At 68.2% G+C, this 22,777-nt stretch carries 20 protein-coding genes; 14 read left to right on the plus strand and 6 right to left on the minus strand.

The window, feature by feature from the left end; all coding sequences use genetic code 11:
- Positions 1–4 precede the first annotated feature (4 nt).
- Positions 5–451 carry a DUF6325 family protein gene (locus ACLFA2_RS16525; protein WP_347122928.1) on the minus strand — a complete coding sequence of 149 codons (447 nt, stop codon included), beginning with the start codon at positions 449–451 and terminating at the stop codon, positions 5–7.
- 4 nt (positions 452–455) lie between these two features.
- The gene (locus ACLFA2_RS16530) at positions 456–842 is read right to left on the minus strand and encodes an SHOCT domain-containing protein (RefSeq protein WP_029258448.1); all 387 of its coding nucleotides are present in this window, start codon (positions 840–842) and stop codon (positions 456–458) included.
- Positions 843–1,053: 211 nt separating this feature from the next.
- On the opposite strand from ACLFA2_RS16530, the gene ACLFA2_RS16535 reads away from it, so the two are divergent.
- Genes ACLFA2_RS16535 through ACLFA2_RS16545 form a run of 3 tightly spaced genes read left to right on the plus strand, consistent with a single transcriptional unit; the run spans position 1,054 to position 3,239 of the window.
- On the plus strand, positions 1,054–1,488 hold the full coding sequence (locus tag ACLFA2_RS16535) for a DUF6325 family protein (protein ID WP_021198022.1): 435 nt from the start codon (positions 1,054–1,056) through the stop codon (positions 1,486–1,488).
- Between the two features lies 1 nt (position 1,489).
- Positions 1,490–1,831, plus strand: coding sequence for an SHOCT domain-containing protein (locus ACLFA2_RS16540; RefSeq protein ID WP_401121922.1), 342 nt, complete (start codon positions 1,490–1,492; stop codon positions 1,829–1,831).
- A 49-nt stretch (positions 1,832–1,880) separates the two neighbouring features.
- On the plus strand, positions 1,881–3,239 hold the full coding sequence (locus ACLFA2_RS16545; RefSeq protein WP_426621644.1) for a hypothetical protein: 1,359 nt from the start codon (positions 1,881–1,883) through the stop codon (positions 3,237–3,239).
- 28 nt (positions 3,240–3,267) lie between these two features.
- Here the strand turns inward: ACLFA2_RS16545 and ACLFA2_RS16550 are convergent, their stop codons facing one another.
- Positions 3,268–4,209: an HAD family hydrolase gene (locus tag ACLFA2_RS16550; RefSeq protein ID WP_031206625.1), complete on the minus strand. Its 942-nt coding sequence runs from the start codon at positions 4,207–4,209 to the stop codon at positions 3,268–3,270.
- A gap of 209 nt (positions 4,210–4,418) precedes the next feature.
- On the opposite strand from ACLFA2_RS16550, the gene ACLFA2_RS16555 reads away from it, so the two are divergent.
- The 5 genes from ACLFA2_RS16555 (at position 4,419) to ACLFA2_RS16575 (ending at position 10,460) form a co-directional block, all read left to right on the plus strand.
- Positions 4,419–4,628, plus strand: a complete 210-nt coding sequence (locus tag ACLFA2_RS16555) for a heavy-metal-associated domain-containing protein (RefSeq protein WP_021198018.1) — start codon at positions 4,419–4,421, stop codon at positions 4,626–4,628.
- The gene (locus ACLFA2_RS16560; RefSeq protein WP_426621645.1) at positions 4,628–5,584 is read left to right on the plus strand and encodes a heavy-metal-associated domain-containing protein; all 957 of its coding nucleotides are present in this window, start codon (positions 4,628–4,630) and stop codon (positions 5,582–5,584) included. Before ACLFA2_RS16555 ends, ACLFA2_RS16560 begins: the two co-directional genes overlap by 1 nt.
- 62 nt (positions 5,585–5,646) lie before the next feature.
- Positions 5,647–7,974, plus strand: a complete 2,328-nt coding sequence (locus tag ACLFA2_RS16565) for a heavy metal translocating P-type ATPase (RefSeq protein WP_426621646.1) — start codon at positions 5,647–5,649, stop codon at positions 7,972–7,974.
- A 20-nt stretch (positions 7,975–7,994) separates the two neighbouring features.
- Positions 7,995–8,255, plus strand: coding sequence for a YHS domain-containing protein (locus tag ACLFA2_RS16570; protein WP_021198015.1), 261 nt, complete (start codon positions 7,995–7,997; stop codon positions 8,253–8,255).
- Positions 8,256–8,393: 138 nt separating this feature from the next.
- A complete protein-coding gene (locus ACLFA2_RS16575) occupies positions 8,394–10,460 on the plus strand; it encodes a heavy metal translocating P-type ATPase (protein ID WP_426622483.1) in 2,067 nt (688 codons plus the stop codon).
- A 63-nt stretch (positions 10,461–10,523) separates the two neighbouring features.
- On the opposite strand, the gene ACLFA2_RS16580 is transcribed toward ACLFA2_RS16575, so the two are convergent.
- The gene (locus ACLFA2_RS16580) at positions 10,524–12,878 is read right to left on the minus strand and encodes an arylsulfatase (protein WP_426621647.1); all 2,355 of its coding nucleotides are present in this window, start codon (positions 12,876–12,878) and stop codon (positions 10,524–10,526) included.
- 123 nt (positions 12,879–13,001) lie between these two features.
- A complete protein-coding gene (locus ACLFA2_RS16585; RefSeq protein ID WP_029258438.1) occupies positions 13,002–13,496 on the minus strand; it encodes a DUF1269 domain-containing protein in 495 nt (164 codons plus the stop codon).
- A gap of 259 nt (positions 13,497–13,755) precedes the next feature.
- Between ACLFA2_RS16585 and ACLFA2_RS16590 the strand changes: the two genes are divergently transcribed.
- From ACLFA2_RS16590 to ACLFA2_RS16610, 5 genes are read left to right on the plus strand one after another with little or no spacing between them, the layout of a single operon-like run.
- Entirely contained in the window at positions 13,756–15,249 is a 1,494-nt protein-coding gene (locus tag ACLFA2_RS16590; RefSeq protein WP_426621648.1) for an amino acid adenylation domain-containing protein, read from the plus strand.
- Positions 15,234–16,568 carry a hypothetical protein gene (locus ACLFA2_RS16595; RefSeq protein WP_426621649.1) on the plus strand — a complete coding sequence of 445 codons (1,335 nt, stop codon included), beginning with the start codon at positions 15,234–15,236 and terminating at the stop codon, positions 16,566–16,568. The genes ACLFA2_RS16590 and ACLFA2_RS16595 overlap by 16 nt, the downstream gene beginning before the upstream one ends.
- A gap of 11 nt (positions 16,569–16,579) precedes the next feature.
- The gene (locus ACLFA2_RS16600; protein WP_426621650.1) at positions 16,580–17,350 is read left to right on the plus strand and encodes an enoyl-CoA hydratase/isomerase family protein; all 771 of its coding nucleotides are present in this window, start codon (positions 16,580–16,582) and stop codon (positions 17,348–17,350) included.
- 42 nt (positions 17,351–17,392) lie between these two features.
- Positions 17,393–18,118, plus strand: a complete 726-nt coding sequence (locus ACLFA2_RS16605) for a response regulator transcription factor (protein WP_426621651.1) — start codon at positions 17,393–17,395, stop codon at positions 18,116–18,118.
- A gap of 5 nt (positions 18,119–18,123) precedes the next feature.
- Complete coding sequence (locus ACLFA2_RS16610; RefSeq protein WP_426621652.1) at positions 18,124–19,254, plus strand: sensor histidine kinase; 1,131 nt, start codon at positions 18,124–18,126, stop codon at positions 19,252–19,254.
- 45 nt (positions 19,255–19,299) lie between these two features.
- Here ACLFA2_RS16610 and ACLFA2_RS16615 read toward each other — a convergent pair whose 3' ends face one another.
- Entirely contained in the window at positions 19,300–21,210 is a 1,911-nt protein-coding gene (locus tag ACLFA2_RS16615) for a heavy metal translocating P-type ATPase (RefSeq protein ID WP_347122911.1), read from the minus strand.
- 138 nt (positions 21,211–21,348) lie between these two features.
- On the opposite strand from ACLFA2_RS16615, the gene ACLFA2_RS16620 reads away from it, so the two are divergent.
- Positions 21,349–22,770, plus strand: coding sequence for a ferredoxin reductase family protein (locus ACLFA2_RS16620; protein WP_426621653.1), 1,422 nt, complete (start codon positions 21,349–21,351; stop codon positions 22,768–22,770).
- Positions 22,771–22,777: the final 7 nt, after the last annotated feature.

Raw genomic sequence — 22,777 nt, forward strand, 5'->3', positions numbered from 1 at the left:
GGCCTCACACCTGGTGCAGTGCCGACGAGAGGATCGTGTTCGCGATCGACGCCGGTATCGGCTGGGTCGCGAGGATGCGGTCCTCTCGGTGGTCGACGTCACGGGCGAACCGCTCGACCCAGATCGGCTCCACCAGGATGAGCGCCGCGAGTGCGCCGAGGGGAACCGTCGCCGCGAAGTGACGAGCGTCGTCCTCGCCGATGAGACCGGGAGTCTCGAGGGCGAGGCCGGCGAGTGCGAACTCGTCACGGTCGACCTCGACGATCCGGTGCTCCTCGAGGTCGAGCCGCTCGATCATCAGGAAGTCGAGGAGGCGGATGGCGCCGGCCTCCACCTGTCGCAGCAGGGCCTCGAGGACGTTCGGGCCGAGGCGGTCGCCCTCGAGGTGCACGGCGACGAACTCGACGTCGCCGAGCGCCTGCAGAGTCGTCACATCGACCACCTCGACCATGGCCTCAGCTCAGAGCGCGGGTCTTGATGGCCGCGAACTCGTCGGGGGTGATGGTCCCCGCGGCGAGCAGCTTCGATGCCTTATCGATCTCGTCGCTCGGGCTGGAGCCGGCGACGCTGCGGATGTAGGAGTCGGCTGCCTGCTGCTGGTCCCTGTAGGCGGAGACACTCCGCTCGCCCATGCCTCTGCCACGCGCGATCAGGTAGACGAGCGCCGTGAGGAAGGGGACGAAGATGAGGAAGATGATCCACACGGCCTTCCACCAGCCGTTGAGCGTGTGGTCGCGGAACAGGTCGGCGACGATGTTGAAGAGCACCATCAGGTAGGAGACGAACACGAATACCCAGAAGAACCACCAGATGATGTCCCAGAAACTGTCCCAGATGGACATGTCGCACCTCTTTCGTCGAGTGACTGCGTACGGCGATCGTGACAGGACGCATCTTCGCGTGGGGGAGTCGCTCACCCTGATCGGGCGACCCCGCACGACCGGCGGCGTGAGGGTCTCATCCGCTCGGGGTGAGAGAGCGGCCCGCACCGGGCGCGGCGATGCGAGCATGGTGCACAGTCGTGGCCGTGTGCCCCGTGAGAGAGGACCATCCATGAATGATTTCCGTTTCGGTCCCGCCGAGTTCTATCTCGTCGGGTTCGAAGGAACCCGGCCGGACCCCGCGACGTTCCGCGCGTTGACCGACCTCGTCGACAGCGGGATCGTGCGCCTGCTCGACTTCGTCGTGCTCGCGAAGTCGGAGACCGGGAAGGTCGAGATCGTCGAGCTCGACGACGACGACGGAGTCCTGGACCTCGGCGACTTCGAGCCGATCGCGGCTGGTCTTGCGGGCGAAGAGGACGTCGAGTCGTTGGCGGGCGCGCTCGCCCCGGGACAGTCGGCTGCCCTGGTCGTCCTGGAACTCGCGTTCGCTCGCACGCTCGCACAGAATCTCGCCGCGGCGGGCGGCCAGGTGCTGCGCACCGAGCGTGTTCCGGCGCCCGTGGTGAACGCCATGATGGACATCCTCGATCAGGAAGGTGAATGACATGCCCTTGAGAAGATTCGGTCGCCCCGGACTGATCGGCCTCGCCGCCCGGACGGCAGTCGTGGCCGGGACCGCATCGGCTGTCGGCGGCGCCATGTCGCGGCATCAGCAGGAGCGTGCCCAGGGAGAGTACGAGCAGCAGCAGTACGAAGCCGCGCAGCAGCAGGCGCAGATCGACGCCGCGGCTCAGAACGCCGCATCGCAGTACTCGTCTCCGCCTCCGGCCGCGCCCGCACAGGGGGATGACCTGATCGCGAAACTGCAGCAGCTCGCGTCCCTCAAGGACTCCGGCGTCCTCTCCGAGGCTGAGTTCGCCGCAGCGAAGCAGAAGCTCCTGGGCTGAACACACCGATGATCCGTCGTCTGCGGAATGGCCGAAGCGAGAAGGACGAATGAGCGAACTGGACGATCTGCGAGCGCGTGTCCTGCTTCTCGAACAGGAGAACGAGACGCTCAAGAAGCCCCGTCGGCGTCCGGTGGCCAGAAGCATCGTCGCGGGGATCGTGCTGACCCTCGCGGTGCTGATGGCCCCGGTCGCCGCGATGGGCACCTGGGCGCGCCTGCAGCTCGTCGATGCCGATCGGTTCGTCGCGACCTTCGCGCCTCTGGCCGAAGACCCGGACGTACAGGACTTCGTCGCGGATCAGGTCAGCTCGGCGATCCACGAGCAGGTGGACTTCGACGCGATCGTCGGCGAGGTGTTCGACGGGATCCGCGAACTCGACCTTCCGCCCCGTGCCTCCTCCGCCCTGTCGTTGCTGGAGGCTCCGGCGGCCAGCGGGCTGACCTCCCTCGTCGACGGTGTCATCCATGACGTCGTGGCATCGGACCAGTTCGCCGACATCTGGGCGCAGACGCTGCGCATCACTCATGAACGTGCCGTCGCGATCCTGCAGAACAGCCCTGACACCGCCCTGCAGCTCGCAGACGACGGGGTTCTCTCGATCGACCTGGGTCAGGTCGTCGACCGCGTCAAGGCGGTGCTGACGGAGCGCGGTGTCGGGTTCGCCGACCTCATCCCGGAGATCGACCGATCGGTTCCCATCGCCCAGGCGGATGCCCTCGTCCTGGTGCGCACGATCTATCAGATCGCGGTGGCCGCCGGATTCTGGCTGCCATGGGTCGTTCTCGGTCTCGTCGTCGTCGGCATCCTCCTCGCGAGGAACCGCGCGCGTGCTCTCTTCTGGACCAGCGCGGGATTCGCCGTCGCGTTCCTGCTCCTGTCGGCGGGGATGGGCATCGGAAGAACGTTCTTCATCGGCGCCGTGAGCCCGTCGATCATGACGGCGGCGGCCGCGCAGTCGCTGTTCGACGAGGTCACGTCGCTGCTGAGCTCGACGATCGTGGCTCTGGCCCTGGTCGGAGTGCTCGTCGCCGTGTGGGCGTGGCTGGCCGGATCGAGCCGCAGCGCCGTGGTGACGCGCGGAATCCTGGAGAGCGGCTTCACGGCGGTCCGGAGCACCTGGGAACGACGAGGCCTGTCGACCGGACGATTCGGCCTCGCGGTCGATCGCTTCCACGCTCCGATCCTTCTGGTCGGGTTGGTGCTCGCGCTCCTCATCCTCATGGCGTCGAGACCGGTCTCGTTCGGAGCGGTGTCCGGGGTGACCGTCGGACTGCTCGTCTTCGCCATCGTGGTCGAGCTGCTCAGGCGACCCCCGGGCGCAGCGATCGTTTCCCCGAGGGAAGAGCCACTGGTCGAAGAGCCGGAGGAAACCGACCCGGCCGACGCGGAGAACGCCCGACGGTGAGTCTCCGACGGGCGTTCTCCCCGACATCTCAGGCGCGCGCGGAGTCGGGAAACACCTGCTCCCAGTCGTCTCTGACGCTCACGACGGTGTAGCCCTTGTCCGCAGCGTCCGCGAGGGCCTTCTCGGCGCCCGCGTCGTAGGGGATGTCGCCGCGTGACGGGTCGTCGTGGTGGACGAGGAGTGCGAAACCCGGCCGGGGTCCTCGGCGTGCGAAGTCCATCATCGCCGTGTCGCCGTTGGAGTTGCCCCCCACGAACAGGGGGCGCCGGCCGATGCGGGTCCAGATGCGGATCGGCTTCTCGGGGCCGTCGTCGAAGAAGGCCAAGGAGGACGAGTACCGCACGGTCGCCTCGGCATCGTCCCACGCGAGACCGAAGGCCGACCCCACCACGCGCTCCGGGGGGATCCCGTAGTTGGCCTGCGTCATCGGACGCATGAAGTCACGCTCACCTCCCGAGACGATGTAGCAGGTGAAGCCGTGGTGCTCCAGAAACCTGAGCAACTCGACCATCGGCTGATACACGGTCTCGGCGTAGGGGCGCTGCAACGTCGGATGCTGCGCGGTGCGGTAGAACTCCGCCACCGACGTCGCGTAGTCCTCCACGCTCATCCCATCCGTGAGCCCGACCAGCGCCTGGATGATGATCCCGAGGTCGGAGTCGTCACCACCGTAGTGCTTGTCGATCGCCGCTCCCAGCCACGCGAAGTCGCCGCTCACGGCTGCGAGATACGGCTGCCTCTCGGCGAGCTCCGGTTGCCGCTCCGCAGCCGCACGCCACTGCTCCACGACGAAGTGCAGCTGTGTGATCATCGGCTTCTCCGACCACAGGGTCCCGTCGTTGTCGAACACCGCGATGCGCTCCTCGACGGGGACGGCGTCTGGCCCCGATGTCACGGAGGCGACGAAAGCCTCGATGTCTCGGCGTGTGCGGGTGTCGCGCCAGGAGGGGAGGGAAGGGTGAGCGGTCATGTGCGATCCTCGCGTCTCTTCGAATGCCGGCGGAAGCATCAGCGTGGCATCGTCCCGCGGTTCTCGACAGGCTGACATCACCCCGCCGGGGCGATGGTCCGCGCGGTCGAACACGGAGATCACCGCGTGATCGGAATACCCCAGGAGGGTATAGGGTTGACACGAAGGAGTACCCCACCCGGGTATGCTGAATCGAGAAAGGAACCCTCATGAACACGAGCGAGTACCAGGTGAGCGGAATGAGCTGCGGCCACTGCGAGGTCGCTATCCGCGGCGAAGTCAGCCAGATTCCCGGTGTCGATGCGATCGACATCAGCGCTCAGACCGGCAGGCTCGTCGTGACGAGCGCAGAACCCCTCGAAGACGCGGCGATCCTCGCGGCGGTCGACGAGGCGGGCTACCAGGCAGTACCTGCCTGATGAACACCGCAAGCCGTCTCGGTCTCTACGGCGCAGGTCTCGTGGTGGTCTTCGGGGTCGCGTTCGCGGTGGCCGGCGCCGTCGTTCCCGACAGCGCTGTGGCCTCCTGGACGGAGCGCGGGGGAGACGGCCACGATGAGCAGTCGGCGGAACCCGCCACGCAGAACACGGATAACGGGAAAGAGCAGGGGACAGACGTGAGTGGAGTGATGATCGCCGCATCCGGATACACCATCGGCGCGATCTCGGCCCCGGGGGAGACCGGGACCGCGGGGGAGCTCTCCTTCGTGGTGCGAGGGCCCGAGGGCGAGCCGGTCACCTCGTACGAGACGGCCCACGGCAAGCAGCTTCACCTGATCGTGGTGCGCAGTGACGGCAGCCGATATCGGCATGTGCATCCCGTGCTCGATGTCGGGACGGGGGCCTGGTCGCTGCCATGGACCTGGGAGGCTGCGGGTACGTACCGTGTGTACGCCGACTTCACCGCATCGGACGGGCCCGGGGTGACGCTCTCACGGACCGTCGATGTGGGCGGGCCGTTCACGCCGCAGCCTGCGGCCGAGACGCGGTCCACCGCCACCGTCGATGGATTCGACGTGTCGATCAGCGGTGACCTCGTCGCCGGTGCCGGGAGCGAGTTGACGGTCGAGATCGCTCGGGACGGGGTGCCCGTCACCACGCTCGAGCCCTACTTGGGTGCGTTCGGGCATCTGGTCGCACTCCGTGACGGAGACCTGGCCTACCTGCACGTGCACGCGCACGGAGATGAGCCCGCACCGGGTGAGGTCGCCGGTCCCGAGGTGGTCTTCACCGCGCAAGCTCCGACCGCCGGCAGGTACCTGCTCTACCTCGACTTCCAGGTCGACGGGAAGGTCCACACCGCGCCGTTCGTCCTCGATGCGGTTCCCGCCGACCTGTCGTCGAACGACACGGGCGACGACCACGGCGGGCACTGAACCGCACCACCCCACTCTTTCCGCGTCCTCGGACGCGGAGCGCAAGTATCGAGGAGATCATCATGACGGACACGCAGTCCGCGGCCGCACCGGCCAGCGTGGAGCTGGAGATCGGCGGCATGACCTGCGCATCGTGCGCGATGCGGATCGAGAAGAAGCTGAATCGGATCGACGGCGTCACGGCGACCGTGAACTATGCCACGGAGAAGGCCAAGGTGATCGCCCCGGCCGGCTTCGATCCTGCTCTGCTCATCGCGGAGGTGGAGAAGACCGGATATACCGCGGCCCTTCCTGCGCCCGAAGCCGAGACGCGTCAGGACGATGCGGGCGATGCCCCCGATGCCGAACTCACGAGTCTCAAGCACCGGCTCATCGCCTCGATCGTCCTGACGGTCCCGGTCATCGCGATGGCGATGATCCCGGCGCTCCAGTTCATGTACTGGCAGTGGCTCTCACTCGCGCTCGCCGGTCCCGTCATCGTGTGGGCGGCGTGGCCGTTCCACAAGGCGGCGTGGACGAACCTGCGCCACGGCGCAGCGACCATGGACACCCTGATCTCGATGGGGACCATCGCCGCATTGCTGTGGTCGCTCTACGCCCTGTTCTTCGGGACTGCAGGAGTCCCCGGGATGACGCACCCGTTCGAGCTGACCGTGGCTCCGAGTGACGGCGCCGCGAACATCTACCTCGAGGTAGGGGCGGGGGTGACGATGTTCATCCTCGCCGGGCGCTATTTCGAGAAGCGCTCCAAGCGCCAGGCCGGGGCCGCGCTGCGCGCGCTGCTCGAACTCGGAGCCAAAGACGTCGCCGTGATCCGCGACGGTATCGAGAAGCGGATTCCCACGGCCGACCTCCAGCCGGGCGATGAGTTCGTCGTACGCCCCGGTGAGAAGATCGCCACGGACGGGGTCATCGTCTCGGGGACCTCGGCCGTCGACGCCTCGATGCTGACCGGCGAGTCGGTGCCGGTCGAGGTCGGTGAAGGGGACGCCGTGACCGGCGCGACCGTGAACGCCGGTGGCCGCCTGGTCATCCGGGCGACCCGTGTCGGCTCCGACACGCAGCTGGCGCAGATGGCGAAGCTGGTCGAGGACGCGCAGACGGGGAAGGCCGAGGTGCAGCGCCTCGCCGACCGCGTCTCCGGGATCTTCGTGCCGATCGTCATCGCGATCGCCCTCGCCACCCTCGGGGCATGGCTGGGAGCCGGGTTCCCTGCCTCCGCAGCCTTCACGGCGGCCGTCGCCGTGCTCATCATCGCCTGCCCGTGTGCACTGGGCCTCGCCACACCGACCGCTCTGCTGGTGGGGACGGGACGCGGAGCGCAGATGGGCATCCTCATCAAAGGACCCGAGGTGCTCGAATCCACCCGCAAGGTCGACACGGTCGTGCTCGACAAGACGGGCACCGTGACGAGTGGCAAGATGACGCTCATCGCCGTGCACACCGCGGAGGGCGTCGATCGACGCGAGCTCCTGCGGCTGGCAGGCGCCGTGGAAGACGCGTCGGAGCACCCCATCGCGCAGGCAGTGGCGAAAGCCGCGACTCAGGAGATCGGCGCAGTCCCGGTGCCCGAGGACTTCGTCAACGTCGAAGGCAAGGGTGTTCAGGGCGTGATCGAGGGGCACGCGGTGCTCGTGGGTCGGGAATCGCTGTTGGCCGAGTGGTCGCTGCACCTGCCCGCCGAGCTCGCTGCCGCGAAAGCGGAGGCCGAGAGTCAGGGCAAGACCGCCATCGCGGTCGGGTGGGACGGCGAGGCGCGTGGCGTGCTCGTCGTCGCCGACACGGTGAAGCCGACCAGTGCGCAGGCCATCTCGCAGCTCAAGAGTCTGGGTCTCACGCCCGTCCTCCTCACCGGCGACAACCGGGCGGTGGCGGAGCAGATCGCGGCAGAGGTCGGCATCACCGATGTCATCGCCGAGGTGCTCCCGAAGGAGAAGGTCGATGTGATCACACGGCTGCAGCGCGATGGCAAGGTCGTCGCGATGGTCGGGGACGGCGTGAATGACGCGGCCGCACTCGCCCAGGCCGATCTGGGGCTCGCGATGGGCACAGGGACCGATGCGGCGATCGAGGCCAGCGACATCACACTGGTCCGCGGAGATCTGCGCAGTGCCGCGGACGCCATCCGCCTGTCCCGCAGGACTCTGGGCACGATCAAGGGCAACCTGTTCTGGGCCTTCGCCTACAACGTCGCGGCGATCCCGCTCGCAGCGCTCGGCTTGCTCAACCCCATGCTCGCCGGCGCGGCGATGGCGTTCTCCAGCGTCTTCGTGGTCGGCAACAGCCTCCGCCTGCGTTCCTTCCGGAGCCAGACGGCGGACCCCTCTCCGGCAGGGAGCCGTGCGGCGCGGGAACGCGCGACACCGGCAGTCCCCGCAGGAACCCACTGAAACCGAAAGAGGAGCATCTCATGTCCGATTCCCCCGCAGGATCCTGCTGCAGCGTCACCAGCAACGGTGCGGTCTCCGCCGAAGGTCGAAAGGATCTGCTGGCGTCGCCCTCCGGCGCCATGGCAGAGTGCCCGGTGATGGTCGGCAGCGCGGTCGTCGTCGCGGATGCCGAGGCCGCCGGCCTGTTCCGTGACTACGAGGGCACCCGCTACTACTTCTGCTGCGCAGGATGCGGGCCGGCGTTCGACGCCGACCCGGCGAAGTACGTCGCCGCAGCCTGACCGTTTCACCCGTGCGGGGCCGCCACACGCGGCCCTGCACGGGAATCGTCTTTCCGAGGAGGAGAGGTAATGAGCATTCCGCACCACGACAGCACCGCACCCGGCGCCCCGCACCACGAGTCGAACGACTCCGACCATATGCATGGGGGACACGACGCCCACGGGGGACACGACGCCCACGGCGCCCACGGGGGACACGGCGGACACGGCGGACACGGAGGGCACGCCGACCACGTCGGCCAGTTCCGGCGGCTGTTCTGGATCATGCTCGCGCTTGCCGTCCCCACCGTCGCGTTGTCGGGGATGTTCGCGATGATCCTCGGCTACCCCCTTCCCGACCTCCCCGGGCTGATGTGGGTCTCGCCCGTGCTGGGAACCGTGATGTACGTGTGGGGAGGCAAGCCCTTCCTCGTGGGCGCCGTCAGCGAGATCCGCGCGCGCAAGCCCGGCATGATGCTGCTCATCGGCCTGGCGATCACCGTGGCCTTCCTCGCATCGTGGGGGGCGAGTCTCGGCATCCTCCATCACGAGCTCGACTTCTGGTGGGAGCTGGCCCTCCTCATCGTGATCATGTTGCTCGGGCACTGGATCGAGATGCGCTCGCTCGCGCAGACCACCTCTGCGCTCGACTCGCTCGCCGCTCTCCTGCCGGACGAGGCCGAGCGTGTGGAGGACGGTCAGGTCGTGATCGTCTCACCCGCAGATCTGGCCGTCGGCGACATCGTCGTCGTTCGCCCTGGCGGAAGCGTTCCGGCCGACGGGCGCATCGTCGACGGACGCGCGTCGATGGACGAGTCGATGGTGACGGGGGAGTCCCGCACGGTCGCACGCGGTGCGGGAGACCAGGTCACCGCCGGCACCGTCGCCACGGACTCCGGGCTCCGGGTGGAGATCACTGCGACCGGAGACGACACCACCCTCGCTGGAATTCAGCGCCTGGTGACCGAGGCGCAGAGCTCGTCTTCGCGAGCTCAGCGCCTCGCGGATACCGCAGCGGGGTGGCTGTTCTGGTTCGCTCTGGGATCCGCGGCGATCACCGCGATCGTGTGGACTCTCGTCGGATTCCCCGACGCGGCCGTCATCCGCACGATCACCGTGCTCGTGATCGCCTGCCCGCATGCGCTGGGTCTGGCGATCCCGCTCGTCGTGTCGATCGCGACCGAGCGCGCCGCCCGGGGTGGAGTCCTCGTGAAGGATCGCCTCGCCCTGGAGAGTATGCGAACCGTCGACACCGTGCTGTTCGACAAGACCGGAACCCTCACCAAGGGCGAGCCCGTCGTGTCGGAGGTGTCGGTCGCGGGCGAGCATGACGCCGATCGCGTGCTGGCGCTCGCCGCCGCTGCGGAAGCCGACAGTGAGCACCCGCTCGCGAAGGCGATCGTCCGCGCCGCCACCGAGAGGAGCCTCTCGGTGCCGCAGAGCCGCGACTTCACGTCGTCGCCTGCTGTCGGGGTCACGGCTACCGTCGAGGGATCGACCGTGCGCGTCGGCGGCCCGCACCTGCTCACGGAGGAGCAGGTGGACGAGCTCGCCGTCGCCGAGCAGTGGCGGGAGGACGGCGCAATCATCCTCCACGTCGTCCAGGACGGCCGAGTGATCGGAGCGCTGAAGCTCGCCGACGAGGTACGTCCGGAATCCCGCGAAGCCGTGGACGCGCTGCATGCGCTCGGTGTGCAGGTCGTCATGATCACGGGTGATGCCGAGGCCGTCGCGCAGACAGTCGCCGCCGACCTGGGGATCGACCGGTTCTTCGCGGGGGTGCGCCCCGAGGACAAAGCCGCGAAGGTGCAGGAGCTGCAGCACGAGGGGCGCAAGGTGGCGATGGTCGGCGACGGCGTCAACGACGCACCCGCGCTGGCGCAGGCAGACGTGGGGCTCGCCATCGGGGCGGGCACAGACGTCGCCATCGCCTCTGCCGGCGTGATCCTCGCAAGCGATGACCCGCGCTCTGTTCTCTCGGTCATCGAACTCTCGCGGGCCGCGTATCGGAAGATGAAGCAGAATCTGTGGTGGGCCGCCGGGTACAACCTGCTCTCGGTGCCGCTCGCGGCCGGCGTGCTCGCGCCGATCGGGTTCGTGCTGCCGATGTCGGTGGGGGCGATCCTGATGTCGCTGTCGACCATCGTCGTCGCGCTCAACGCGCAGCTGCTGCGGCGCCTCGATCTGCGGCCTGACGTCGCGACCCGCGCCATCCTCGATCGCTGATTCCCGTACGCAGAAAGACCCCGTCCAGCCGGACGGGGTCTTTCCGCGCACGGTTCTCGCGACTCACTGATGCCGCAGCGCGGCGTTCAAGTGCTCCTCTGGGTCGACCAGGTGGTTGTGATCGTCGGTGCCGAGTGCGACCTCTGCCCAATCGATCGTGCCGGTGAACTTGCCGCCCCACTCCTTGTATCCCTCGTAGGCGGGCATTCCGGTGTCCTCGCCGGTGTCCAGGCCCTCGTCGAAGGAGAAGTACAGCGGGTGCGTGTGCTCCACGCGTCCGGAGCCGACCGCGGCACCGTCGATGAACAGCGTGACCTCGCCGCCCTTGCCGATCCCCCCGCCGTCGTAGGCGAACTCCGCACGCACGAGGTGATCGCCGCCGCCGATGGTCGTGTCGGACAGCACGGTCGTGCGGACCAGCCCGCAGTAGTTGTAGTGGTACCCGAGCTTGCCGTCTTCTGCGAAGAACGACCACCCGCCGGTGCGCCCGCCCTGGGCGACGATGGCACCTTCGACTGCGCCGTCCTCGGGCACCGTGAGCTGGGCCGTCACCGAGTACGAACGGTTCTTCACATTCAGGGCGACGTTCTCTCCCAGGCGGATCATCCCCGGGTACAACCGCAGTCGGTCGCCGGTGACGAGCGTGGGCCTGCCGGCGATCGCGGGATTCATGCGCTCGGCCGCGCGGTCGTCGAGCGGGAACACGTTGTGCCGAGCCGCCTCGATCAGGAACATCTGCTGCATCTCTGCCAGCTTCTCCGGGTGTGTGGACGCCAGGTTGTCCGATTGCGTCCAGTCGACCGAGGTGTCGTACAGCTCCCACACGTCGGCCGAGAAATCCGGAGCCTTCGAGACGACGTCCCACGGAGTGCGGTGCTTCGTCTGCGCCGTCCAGCCCTTGTGGTAGATTCCGCGGTTGCCCATCAGCTCGAAATACTGCGTGACGCGCCGTTCATCGGCGTCCGGGGCGTTGAAGCTGTAGGCCATCGAGACGCCGTGCATCGGAATCTGGGTGACCCCGTTCACCGTGTGCGGCTCGGCGAGGCCCGCGACGTCCAGGACGGTCGGGGCGAGGTCGATCACGTGGTGCCACTGGTGCCGGACCTCGCCGGATCCCTCGATCGCGCTCGGCCAGTGGACGATGGTGCCGTTGCGCGTTCCGCCGTAGTGCGATGCCACCTGCTTGGTCCACTGGTAGGGCGTGCACATCGCGTGCGCCCACGCCACGGAGTAGTGGTTGTACGCCTCTGGACCGCCGACCTTGTCGAGATGCTCGTTCCAGAACTCAACGGTCTCGAACTGACCGCCGCCGTTGGAGGCGGTCGTCAGCATGTAGGCACCGTTGATGCCGCCCTCCGCGCTCGCCCCGTTGTCGCCGATGATGTAGTAGACGAGGGTCTCGTCGAGGATGTCCTGCTCCTCGAGCGCGTCGATGACGCGACCGGTGTGGAAGTCGGCGTACTCCAGGAACGCCGCATAGACCTCCATCTGGTGCGCGAGGATCGGCTTCTGCTCGTCCGGGACATCGTCCCAGGCCGGCAGTCCCTCCGGGCGTTCGGTGAGCTTCGAGTCCGGCGCGATCACGCCGAGTTCGATCTGCTTCGCGAAGGTCTGCTCGCGCTGCGCGTCCCAGCCCTGGTCGAAGGCCCCCTTGTACTTCGCGATCCAGTCCTTCGGAACGTGATGCGGGGCGTGCGTCGCGCCCGGGGCGAAGTAGATGAAGAACGGCTTGTCCGGCGTCAGGCTCTTCTGCTGCCGGATGTAGTCGATGGTCTTGTCGGCCAGATCGGGCATCAGGTGGTACCCCTCGTCCGTCGGCGGCTCGACCGCGGTGACTCCGTCGACGAGGGCCGGCGTCCACTGGTTCGTCTCACCGCCGATGAAACCGTAGAACCTCTCGAAGCCCGAGAAGGCAGGCCAGTGGTCGAACGGTCCCGTGGGGCCTGTCTCCCACACCGGCACCTCGTGGCACTTTCCGAACTGCGCGGTGTTGTAGCCGTTCTGGCGAAGGATCTCGGGCAGCGGGACGGCCGAGTTCGGACGCGTGGAACGGTAGCCGGGGGAAGGGGTCGCGGTCTCGGTGATGTGGCCCATGCCGACGGCGTGGTGGTTGCGTCCGGAGAGCAGCGCGGCACGGGTGGGGGAGCACAGCGCGGTCGTGTGGAATCGGGTGTACTTCAGCCCGGCGTTCGCGAGGCGTTCGGCCGTGGGGGTGTGGATCGGGCCGCCGAATGCGCTCGATGCGCCGAAGCCCACATCGTCGAGGAGGATCACGAGGACGTTCGGCGCGCTCTTGGGCGGGCGCTTGGCGACGAGGGGAGGGAAGTCGGCCTCCGACTTCTTCGCGTCGAAGACGACGGGCCCCTGATACTCACGGTCAGGAAGCGGCAGGATCGATCCGGGCAGTTCCGCGGTCATGGAAGTTCCTTCTTCGTATACATGGGGTGTATCGCGAGTGCGTGGGGGTGTATCGCGAGCTGGACGCCGAGCACCGCGGGTCGGACGGAGCCGGCCACCGTGCTCGACGTCCGTGTGAATCGACTACTGCGCGCCGCCGAGGTCGTGGATGAGCTCCTTCTCGTCCTCGGCGGAGAGGGAGGTCTGGACGACCGTGCCCTGGAACGGCGCGAGTGCGGCGGCGAACTTGTCCTCGGTGATCTTCGTCGCGTACACGACGACGGCGGACTTGCCGGCGGAGACCGTGCTCTTCACCCGGTCGCGGAACTCCGCATCGATCCCGGTCTTGTCGAGGCCGGCGAACAGCGCGCCGAAGAGGCCGCCGAAGAGCAGTCCGGCGATCGGCACGAAGAACAGGAGGCCGATGAGCATGCCGAAGAGTGCACCGCCTGCGGCTCCGACACCGACGTTGCCGGCAGCGCCCGGATACTCGACCTTGGTCTTGCCCTTCTCGTCGACCTTCACGAGCGCGAGGCCCGCGAGCTCGACGACCAGGTCGTTCTGCAACGACAGGATCTCGTCGTAGGCGCCTTCCGCCTGGGGCTCGGAGTCGAAGGAGATGACGATCAGTTCGGCCATGGGTGAGTTCCCTTGTTCAGGGCTGAGTCGACCACCCTCAGCCGTTGACGACAGGAGGCCACTCCGCGGTGGCTCCCGCTCGAGGCCAGGCTAACCGTGCTGCACCCGCGAAACGCGGGCGTCATCGCGAATTCACCCGGGGGACCTTCGGCGATGACAGGGGATACGCAGGGAACTGATCACGCTCTGTAATGATTGCCCGCCGTCGTGGGAGGTCGGTCGAAAAATACTGGGCACACCGAAACGAAAGGTGTTCCCCGTGTCCGCTCCTGCTCCTCCTGTCGTATCCCCGTCCGCTCCGTCCGCCCGCCGCACGATCCTCGACATGCTCAGCCGGTGGATGTGCGAACAACCGCTGGCCGTCGCGGCCCGGCACGCAGCGCGGGAGCTGACATACGGAGAGCTCGATCAGCTGTCCGGCATGCTGGCGGCGGATCTCCGACGGAGAGGCGTCGGGAGAGGTGATCGGATCGGGATCTTCGTGGAGCGCGGATTCGAGATGGTGGTCGCCATCGTGGCCGCACTGCGGCTCGGGGCGGCGTACGTGCCCGTGGATCCGCGAATCGCCACCGAGGTCCATATGGCGCATGTGGTCGCCGTGACGGGCATGCGTGTCGTGCTCACCCAGGCGCGGTTCGCGGACCGCATGACGTCGGCGACGGGCATCCTGGTCGTGCCGATCGAGCGCGCCCGCACCGCGGACGCGGATGCCTCTTCGCAGGGGACCGTCGCGCCACGCGCCGGAGATGAATGCGTGATCATCTTCACGTCCGGAACGACGGGTACGCCCAACGGCGTGCGGGTGACCCACCGCAACCTCGAGAACTTCCTGTTCGGAGGGCCCGGAGCGCTCGGCATGAAGCCCGGGACCGTGGTCGCCCAGATCCTCAACATCGCTTTCGACATGGCGGTCTGGGAGATCCTCGGCGCGCTCACCCACGGTGCCACGCTGCACATCCGCGGACGGGACTTCGCCGAGGCTCTGCGTGCCGCAGACGTCGTGATCGCGACCCCGTCGATCCTCACCCCGCACGACCCGCGACGGCTGGGCCGGTTCACCGCTGTCGCCGTCGCGGGGGAACGGTGCCCTCGTGCCCTCGCCAACCGCTGGGCTGCCGTGACGGATTTCTACAACTCGTGCGGTCCGACCGAGATCACGATCGTGAACACGATGCATCTGTGCACCCCCGATGAGGCGGATCCGCCGATCGGGCGGCCGATCCCGGGAACGACCGCCTACATCCTGGATGAGGGTGGCGCTCCGGTCGCCGACGGCGAGGTCGGGGAGATGTGGGTCGGGGGAGCGGGGGTCACCGCCGGGTACCTGGGAAACCCGCGTCTGACCCGCGACCGTTACCGACTCGACCCGTTCTCCGACGACGGCAGTCTCATGTTCCGCACCCGCGACCTCGCCCGATGGAATGCGGACGGAGATCTCGAGCACCTCGGACGCACGGACGACCAGGTCAAGATCCGGGGCTTCAGAGTCGAACCCGACGCCGTGAGCGCACTGCTCGAGCGGGAAGACTCCGTGCAGCACGCGGCCGTCCTCCCCACCGATGACCGCACCGCGCTGGTCGCTTTCGTGACTCCGGAGGACGCCGACGTGGAGGCTGCGCTCGCCCATGTGCGCGAAGCGCTACCGTACTACTGCGTCCCCAAGATCGTCCATCTCGAACCGGCTCTTCCGATGACGACGCGCGGCAAGGTCGACCAGACGGTGCTGAGGAGCCACGCATGGCGAGCAGCGTGACTCCCGAGACCCACGTGCGCCCCGCGGCGCTCACCGGGTGGCGGCTTCTTCTCACGCGTCCTGCACTGATGCCCTACAACAGGCTGGTGGTGCTGGTTCTCGCGATCAACGCCGTCGTCGCCGGGATCATCGCCACGACCCTGGCCTCGATGCCGCCGGCCGACGTCGCCACCCTCCTCATCACCATGAGCGGCGTGAACCTCACAGCCGCAGTGTTGATCCGCCAGCAGTACGTGATCAACCTCCTGTTCCGGCTCGCGACGAGCGTGCCGAAATCGGCGCCGCTGGCGGTCCGTCGACGTCTCGCGAAGGTCTACCACTTCGGTGGGATCCACGTCGGAGCCGCGGTCGCGGCCGTGGGCTGGTTCCTGGGGGGAGCCGCCACCGTCGTCTTCAGTGATTCCTTCTCCGTGTTCTCGAAGGGCGTGGCCGTCGCCCTCGTCGCGTGCCTGGTCGGAATCCTCGTACCGGCGCTGCCTCCGATCCGCCAACGCCGCCATGACCTGTTCGAGATGACCCATCGCTTCGGAGGATGGTCCGCTCTCACCCTCTTCGCCGTACTCACCGTGGCGCTCGCCGCCGATGCCGCCGACTCCGCCGGCGCTGCGGGGATCGGACGAGTCCTCGCCGCGTCGCCGTCGTTCTGGCTGCTGCTGGTCATCGTGCTCAGCGTCGTCGCACCGTGGCTGCGGCTCAGGAAAGTGCCCGTCCGCATCGCGACGCCGTCGTCTCACGTCGCACTCGCGGACTTCGATCACGGCGTGCGTCCCTTCGCCGGTTCGTCCACCACCCTGGCGCGGCATCCGCTCGGCCAGTGGCACTCGTTCGCGAATGTCGTCACCCGCGACGAGACCGGCTTCCGGCTCACCATCTCGCGGGCGGGGGACTGGACCGGAAGACTCATCGACGACGCGCCCTCGCATGTGTGGACACGAGGGATTCCGACGGCGGGCGTGGGAAACGTGGACCAGCTCTTCGAGCGCGTCGTGTGGGTCGCGACCGGAAGCGGGATCGGCCCGTGCCTGCCGCACCTCTTCGCCGACACCACGCCCTCGAAGCTCGTGTGGGCGACCAGAGAACCGGAAGCCACCTACGGCGACGATCTCGTCGAGTCCATCCGTGCCTCGCACCCCGATGCCGTGATCTGGAACACCAGCGAACAGGGGCGCCCCGACCTCGTGGCACTGGCGCTCGAAGAGTTCACGTCGTTCGACGCCGAAGCGGTGATCTGCATCTCCAACCAATCGACCACCCGCCGGGTCGTCTCCGCGCTGGAAGCCCTCGGGGTCCCCGCGTACGGGGCGATCTGGGACTCCTGAAAGGGCTTACCGTGTCCACACTGCTCATCAGCTCCGAGGGGACCACCCTCACCGTCACCCTCGACCGCCCCGCTCAGCTCAACGCCATGGGCATCGACGAGCTCGATGCCATCCGGCAGGTGTTCACACAGCTCGCCGAGACGGTGCCCGCGGATCGCCACCGCGCCGTGGTCGTGCGTTCGACCGGAACACGCGCGTTCGTGGCCGGGGCCGACATCGCCGAGATGGCGGCCGCATCGTCCGACTCCGGTGAGCGCATCAGCCGCGCCGGACAGGCGGCCATGGACAGCATCGCCGCCTGCCCCGTGCCGGTCATCGCCGCCGTCGACGGTCACGCGCTCGGAGGTGGGTGCGAACTCGCGGCCGCCTGCGACCTCGTGTACGCCACGGCGAACTCGCTCTTCGCGCTGCCCGAGGTCGGGTTGGGCCTGATCCCGTGCTTCGGCGGCACGTATCGTGTTGCCGCCCGGATCGGCGACGGCCGGGCGCGACGCATGGCCCTGACGGGCGAGCGGGTGACGGCCGCGACGGCGGAGGAGTGGGGTCTCATCGACGCCGTGCTTCCCGACGCCGATGGGCTCGCCGCCGCGGTGGACGGCCAGGCGCTCGCGTTCAGCCGTGCGTCGAGGAGTGCGCTCGCCGCCGTGAAGGCCGCTTTCGCGCTGCCCGCGCCGCTGCGTGCGGTGGCGGAGCGCACACTGTTCCGGGACGCTCTGGCACACGCGGATGGCCAGGAGGGCATGGCGGCGTTCCTGTCGAAGCGCGCCCCGTCGTTCCGCTGAGAGTGCAGGACTCTGTCGGCAACGACGACGTATCTTCGGAAGGTGCGCAGAACCGTGGAAGTGCAGTTGGCCGACCTCGCGAACGGCCGGGTGCTGGTCGTCGAGGACGATGAGGAGCTTCGCAGCATCCTCGTGGCCTATCTGCGTCGTGCCGGGTTCTCCGTCGAAGCGGTCGCCGACGGCTTCGCGGCGTTGGAAGCCGCGACGCTCAGTCCTCCGGATGTGGTGCTCCTCGACCGCATGATCCCCGGCGTCGACGGCGTGGAGATCTGCCGTCGTCTGCGCACCACGTCGAACGCTCCGATCCTCCTGCTCACGGCGATGGGGCAGCCGCATGAACGCATCGACGGCCTGGAAGCCGGCGCGGATGACTACGTCGTCAAGCCCGTCGCACCGCGCGAGATCGTGCTCCGCGTGATCCGGCTGTTGCAGCGGACCGCGCACCAGGGCGCCGGCGAGTCGCCGATCACCCTCGGACGGTTCCGTTTGACGCCGGCGATGCGGGTGATCCAGAACGATGGCGTCGACCTGGAGCTGACCGTCCGGGAGTTCGAGCTGTTCGCTTTCCTCCTCCGCCACCCCGATCGGGTGCACTCGCGCGAGGAGATCGCCGGCGGAGCGTGGGGATGGGAGGCCGGAGACACCTCGGCTGTGGCCGTCAACATCCGTCGCCTCCGCCTGAAGGTCGAGCCCGATGCCTCCCGGCCGGTCGTCATCCGCTCGGTGTGGGGGCACGGCTATCTGCTCGACAGCGAAGGGACGAGATGAACGCGATGCTCCTCGAAACGCTCGGAGTCGTCGTGGCGGCGGTGATCCTGACCGGAGTCTTCGGGGCGGTCGCGCTTCGGCTGACCCGCAGGTACTCGATGCGCTGTCAGATGATGATCGTCGTGATGACGGTGGTCGTGGGGATGTCGGCATCCTTCGCCTTCGCGGCCTCGCGGATGCAGATCGAGGAGGACGATCTGCCGCTCATCCTCGGAGCGACGATCCTCGCCGGCTCGGGCACGATGCTGCTGGCGTGGCGCCTGGGAAACCGGCTGGTCGAGGAGAGCAGACGGATAAGCCTGCACACCCGGCAACTGGCATCGGGTCGTCCCCTCGACGACCACACGGTGGTGTCGAACTGGGAGTATCGGCAGATCGATCGAGAGCTCCACAACGCTGCGCGCGCGCTCCACGAGGCACGGGAGACGAATCTCCGGCAGGAGGAGGCGAGACGGCACCTCATCACCGGGATCTCCCATGATCTGAGGACACCGTTGGCCGCCATCGACGCGATCGTCCGCGCTCACGAGGACGGGATCATCGAGGACCGTGTCGAGTTCACGACGAGGCTTCGCGCGCAGAGCAGTCGTCTCGGGGCGCTGGTCGAGGACTTCTTCGCGTTCTCGCTCATCGAGATCGATCGGGTGCCGCTGAGCCCGGAGCACCTCGATGTCGCCGATCTGGTCGGCGATGCCGTGGGCACAGCCCGGAATCTCGGCGCGACGGTGCACCTGGAAGTCCACGAGTCAGGCGGCGTCACGGCCTTCGCCGATCCTCTCAGCATCGAGCGCATCTTGATGAACCTGCTCGCCAATGCGGTGCAGCACACCCCTGAGGGGACCGCGGCGACGGTCTTTCTCGAGGCCGATGCCGACGCGGTCAGGATCAGCGTGGAGGACCACGGCTCCGGCATGACCCCTGAGGCTCTCGAGCAGGCGTTCGATGCCGGATGGCGTGGCGACCTCGCCCGCACCCGGAGCATGGCCCCCTTGGCGACGAGCGGAGCCGGGCTGGGGCTGGCGATCGCGCGCGGACTCGCGGTGGCGAACGGCGGAACGCTGGAAGGTCGTTCGCAGAGTGGGGCCGGCTGCCGGTTCACCCTCACGCTGCCGCAGCGAAACCGTCCACATGGATGATCCGCCTCCGTCGGGTCGGTCGTCGTACGCGCAGGTCGTGACTCCTCACTCCTTGCGCTGCGGTGCCGGTGCCTCGGTCTTCACCTGCGGACGGGCGGGCGCGGAGGCGAGCACCGTCGAGGGGCCGCTCAGCGCCCGCAGCGCGTACAGGATCGTCGCGAGATCGACGAGCTCCTGGACGAGTGCTCCGACCACCGCGGGGATGAGGCCGGTCATCGCGACGATCATGAGGCCGACGCTCAAGCCGATCCCGATCCAGATCGCGGTCAGGGCGACCCGCAGAGTGTGGCGACCGATCGACACCGCATCGACGAGCTTCGCGAGCGAGTCGACGAGGATCACGACATCAGCGGCATCGCCGGCAGCGGTCGCTCCCTTCGCGCCCATGGCGACGCCGATGTCGGCGGCGGCGAGCACAGGGGCGTCGTTCACGCCGTCGCCGACCATCATGATCGGCCGCGGTTGGAGTTCACCGGCGAGAGCGACCTTCTCGGGCGGAAGCAGCTCGGCGTGGATCTCCGAGATGCCCACCTGATGAGCCACTGATTCCGCCGTCGGCCCGACGTCGCCCGTGAGCATGACCACGCGATCCACCTCGTGCGTCCGCAACCACGAGACGACGGCCGCTGCTTCGGGCCTCGGGTGGTCGGCGAGTACGAGCACCCCGGCGAAACGGCCGTCGACGGCCACGTAGGCTGCGGCCTGACTCAGCTCCAGCGTCGCCCGCACGGTGTCGGGCGCGAGGGCGGCCACGTAGGCGGGCTTGCCGACGACGACCGCTCGACCATCGATCTCGGCGACGACACCGTTCGTGGCCTCCTCCCTGGCCTCTGTCGCGACACGCAGCGCGAGTCCGCGCGCGTCTGCGGCGCGACGGATGCCCTCGGCGAGCACGTGCGTCGAGTACTGCTCCGCCGAGGCGGCGAGTTGCAGGACCTCGTCCGCGCCGAAGCCGTTCGCCGGCCGGACATCGACGAGTTCCGGGCGGCCCTGCGTGAGCGTTCCCGTCTTGTCGAAGGCCGCCGATCGCACGCGCGCGATCTGTTCGATGACGGCGCCGCCCTTCATGATCACGCCTGACTTCGCCGCGCGTGAGAGGCCTCCCAGGAACGCGACCGGGGCGGCGATCAGGAGAGGACAGGGCGTCGCGAGCACGAGGACCTCGGCGAAGCGCGTCGCGTCGCCCGAGATGGCCCAGGCTGTGCCGGCCAGGACGAGCGACACCGCGGTGAAGGGGATCGCGAAGCGGTCGGCGAGCCGCACCACCGGCGCGTGGGAGTCCTCCGCGGCGTGCACGAGTGCGACGATCTGCTGGTACTGGCTGTCTGCGCTCGAGCGAACGGCCTGGATCCGCACAGCGCGACTGCCGTTGATCGCTCCGGAGAGCACCTCCCCTCCGGACTCGCGGGCCACGGGCATGCTCTCGCCGGTCAGCGACGACTCATCGAAGGTTCCGGTCTCGGTGAGCAGCACACCGTCGACGGGCACCACCTCCGACGGGCGCACGAGGAGCACATCGCCGATCGCGACCTCGTCGACGGGGAGATCCCTCACCTCGTCCGAATCCGCGGCCTGTGCGTGCACGAGCACGTGGGCGATGCGCGGAGAACGATCCAGCAACGCGGACAGGTCGCGCTTCGCGCGACGGCCGGCGAAGTCCTCGAGCGCCTCTCCGCCCGACAGCATGAGCACGATGATGAGGGATGCGATGTACTCGCCGACGGCGAGCGTCGCCACCATCGCGACCACCGCGAGGATGTCGAGACCCACGTGGCCGCGAAGCACATCCCGCACCATGCCGACGAGGGTCCAGACGACGAACGCGGCCACGTAACCGGTGGCGATCCACCGCCCGATGACGGCCGCGTCGACCGCGTGCAGGATGAGCACGCCGACGAACACGAGGACGGTGGTCGTGATCGCCGGATAGCGCCACAGCAAGCGGAGAAACCTCATGCTCCAGCTTCCCGCGAATCGGTGCGGAGTGCCACCGACGGGCGGCGGGTTCGGGTTAATCCCATGAAATCCCTGTGAGTGGACTGTGGCGAGGTCATTCTTAGAACCGTCTCAGAGCCTGGTCTCCAGGATGACCCCATGACCACTCTCACGAACAGACCCCGAGGTGCCCTCTCCCCGGTGATCGGAGAGCACCATGGCTCGGCCCACCGCCGCGCTCAGGCATGGCGGGCGGGCGCGATCATCGTCATCTGGGCGACGAGTCTCCTCGTCGTCGCGCTCTGGGTGGCCGGGGGAGGGATCGGTGCCGTCCTCGGAGCCAGCGGGGAGACCGTCACCACGCTGGGACGACTGACGGGTCTCGTCGCCGCCAACCTCCTGCTCTACCAGGTGCTCCTCATGGCGCGGGTTCCACTCTTCGAGCGCGGATTCGGCCGTGACGGCATCACCCGTATGCATCGCTTCGTCGGGTTCTGGTCGTTCTGGCTGATGGGCGCGCATATCGCTCTGCTCGCGCTGGGCTACGCGATCACCGCCGGCATCAACCCCTTCGTGCAACTGTGGGGATTCGTCTGGGACTACCCGGGCATGCTCCTCGCCACCGCAGGGACCCTGCTGATCCTGCTCGTGGTGGTCACCTCGATCCGACGTGCGCGTCGGCGCCTGCGCTACGAGTCCTGGCATCTCCTGCATCTCTACGCGTACCTCGGTGTGGGCCTGGCCCTCCCGCACCAGCTGTGGACGGGCGCGGACTTCCTCTCGTCGCCGCTCGCGACCGCGTACTGGTGGACGATCTGGGCGCTCGCGGCGGCGTCGATCCTCGTGTTCCGATTCGGTATGCCCGTGCTGCGCTCCTCGCGGCGTGCCCTGCGCGTGGCGAGCGTCGAACCCGACGGTGCGTGGGGAGTGACCATCCGCGTCGTCGGGCGTGATCTCTCGACCCTGGGTGCCCGTGCCGGACAGTTCTTCGTATGGCGCTTTCTCGACGGGCAGGGGTGGACGCGTGGTCACCCGTTCTCGCTCTCCGCTGCGCCAGGGAGCGAGCTCACGCTGACGGCCCGAGTGGTGGGGGACGGTACGCGCCGTCTAGCATCGCTCACACCGGGCACGCGCGTCATCGTCGAAGGACCGTACGGGGAGATGACGGGGGAGCGTCGTACCGGGACGAAGCTGCTCATGATCGGTGCAGGTGCCGGGGTGGCCCCTCTTCTCTCCCTGTTGGAAGCCGAGGATTACGCGCCGGGGGAGGCGACTCTCCTCACCCGCGACTCCGTCGCCGAAGATGCACTCCGGCAGGACGCGATCGCCGACCTCGTCTCGCGTCGAGGAGTGCGGTACCTGCCCTTCATCGGTCCCCGGTCCTCCGGCCCGTCGAGCTGGATCGCGGCCAGCCACAGCGCCTGGAACGGTCCCGACCTGCTCCGCCACCTCGTTCCCGACCCCGAGGCCTACGACGTCTTCGTCTGCGGAACCGAGACCTGGATGAAAGGGCTCACGCGCGACCTCGAGAGCGCCGGGTTCCCTCCGCACCGCATCCACTCCGAATCGTTCACCGTCTGACCAGGGA

The sequence above is a fragment of the Microbacterium sp. As-52 genome (genome assembly GCF_049949185.1).
Taxonomy (GTDB): Bacteria; Actinomycetota; Actinomycetes; order Actinomycetales; family Microbacteriaceae; genus Microbacterium; species Microbacterium maritypicum_A.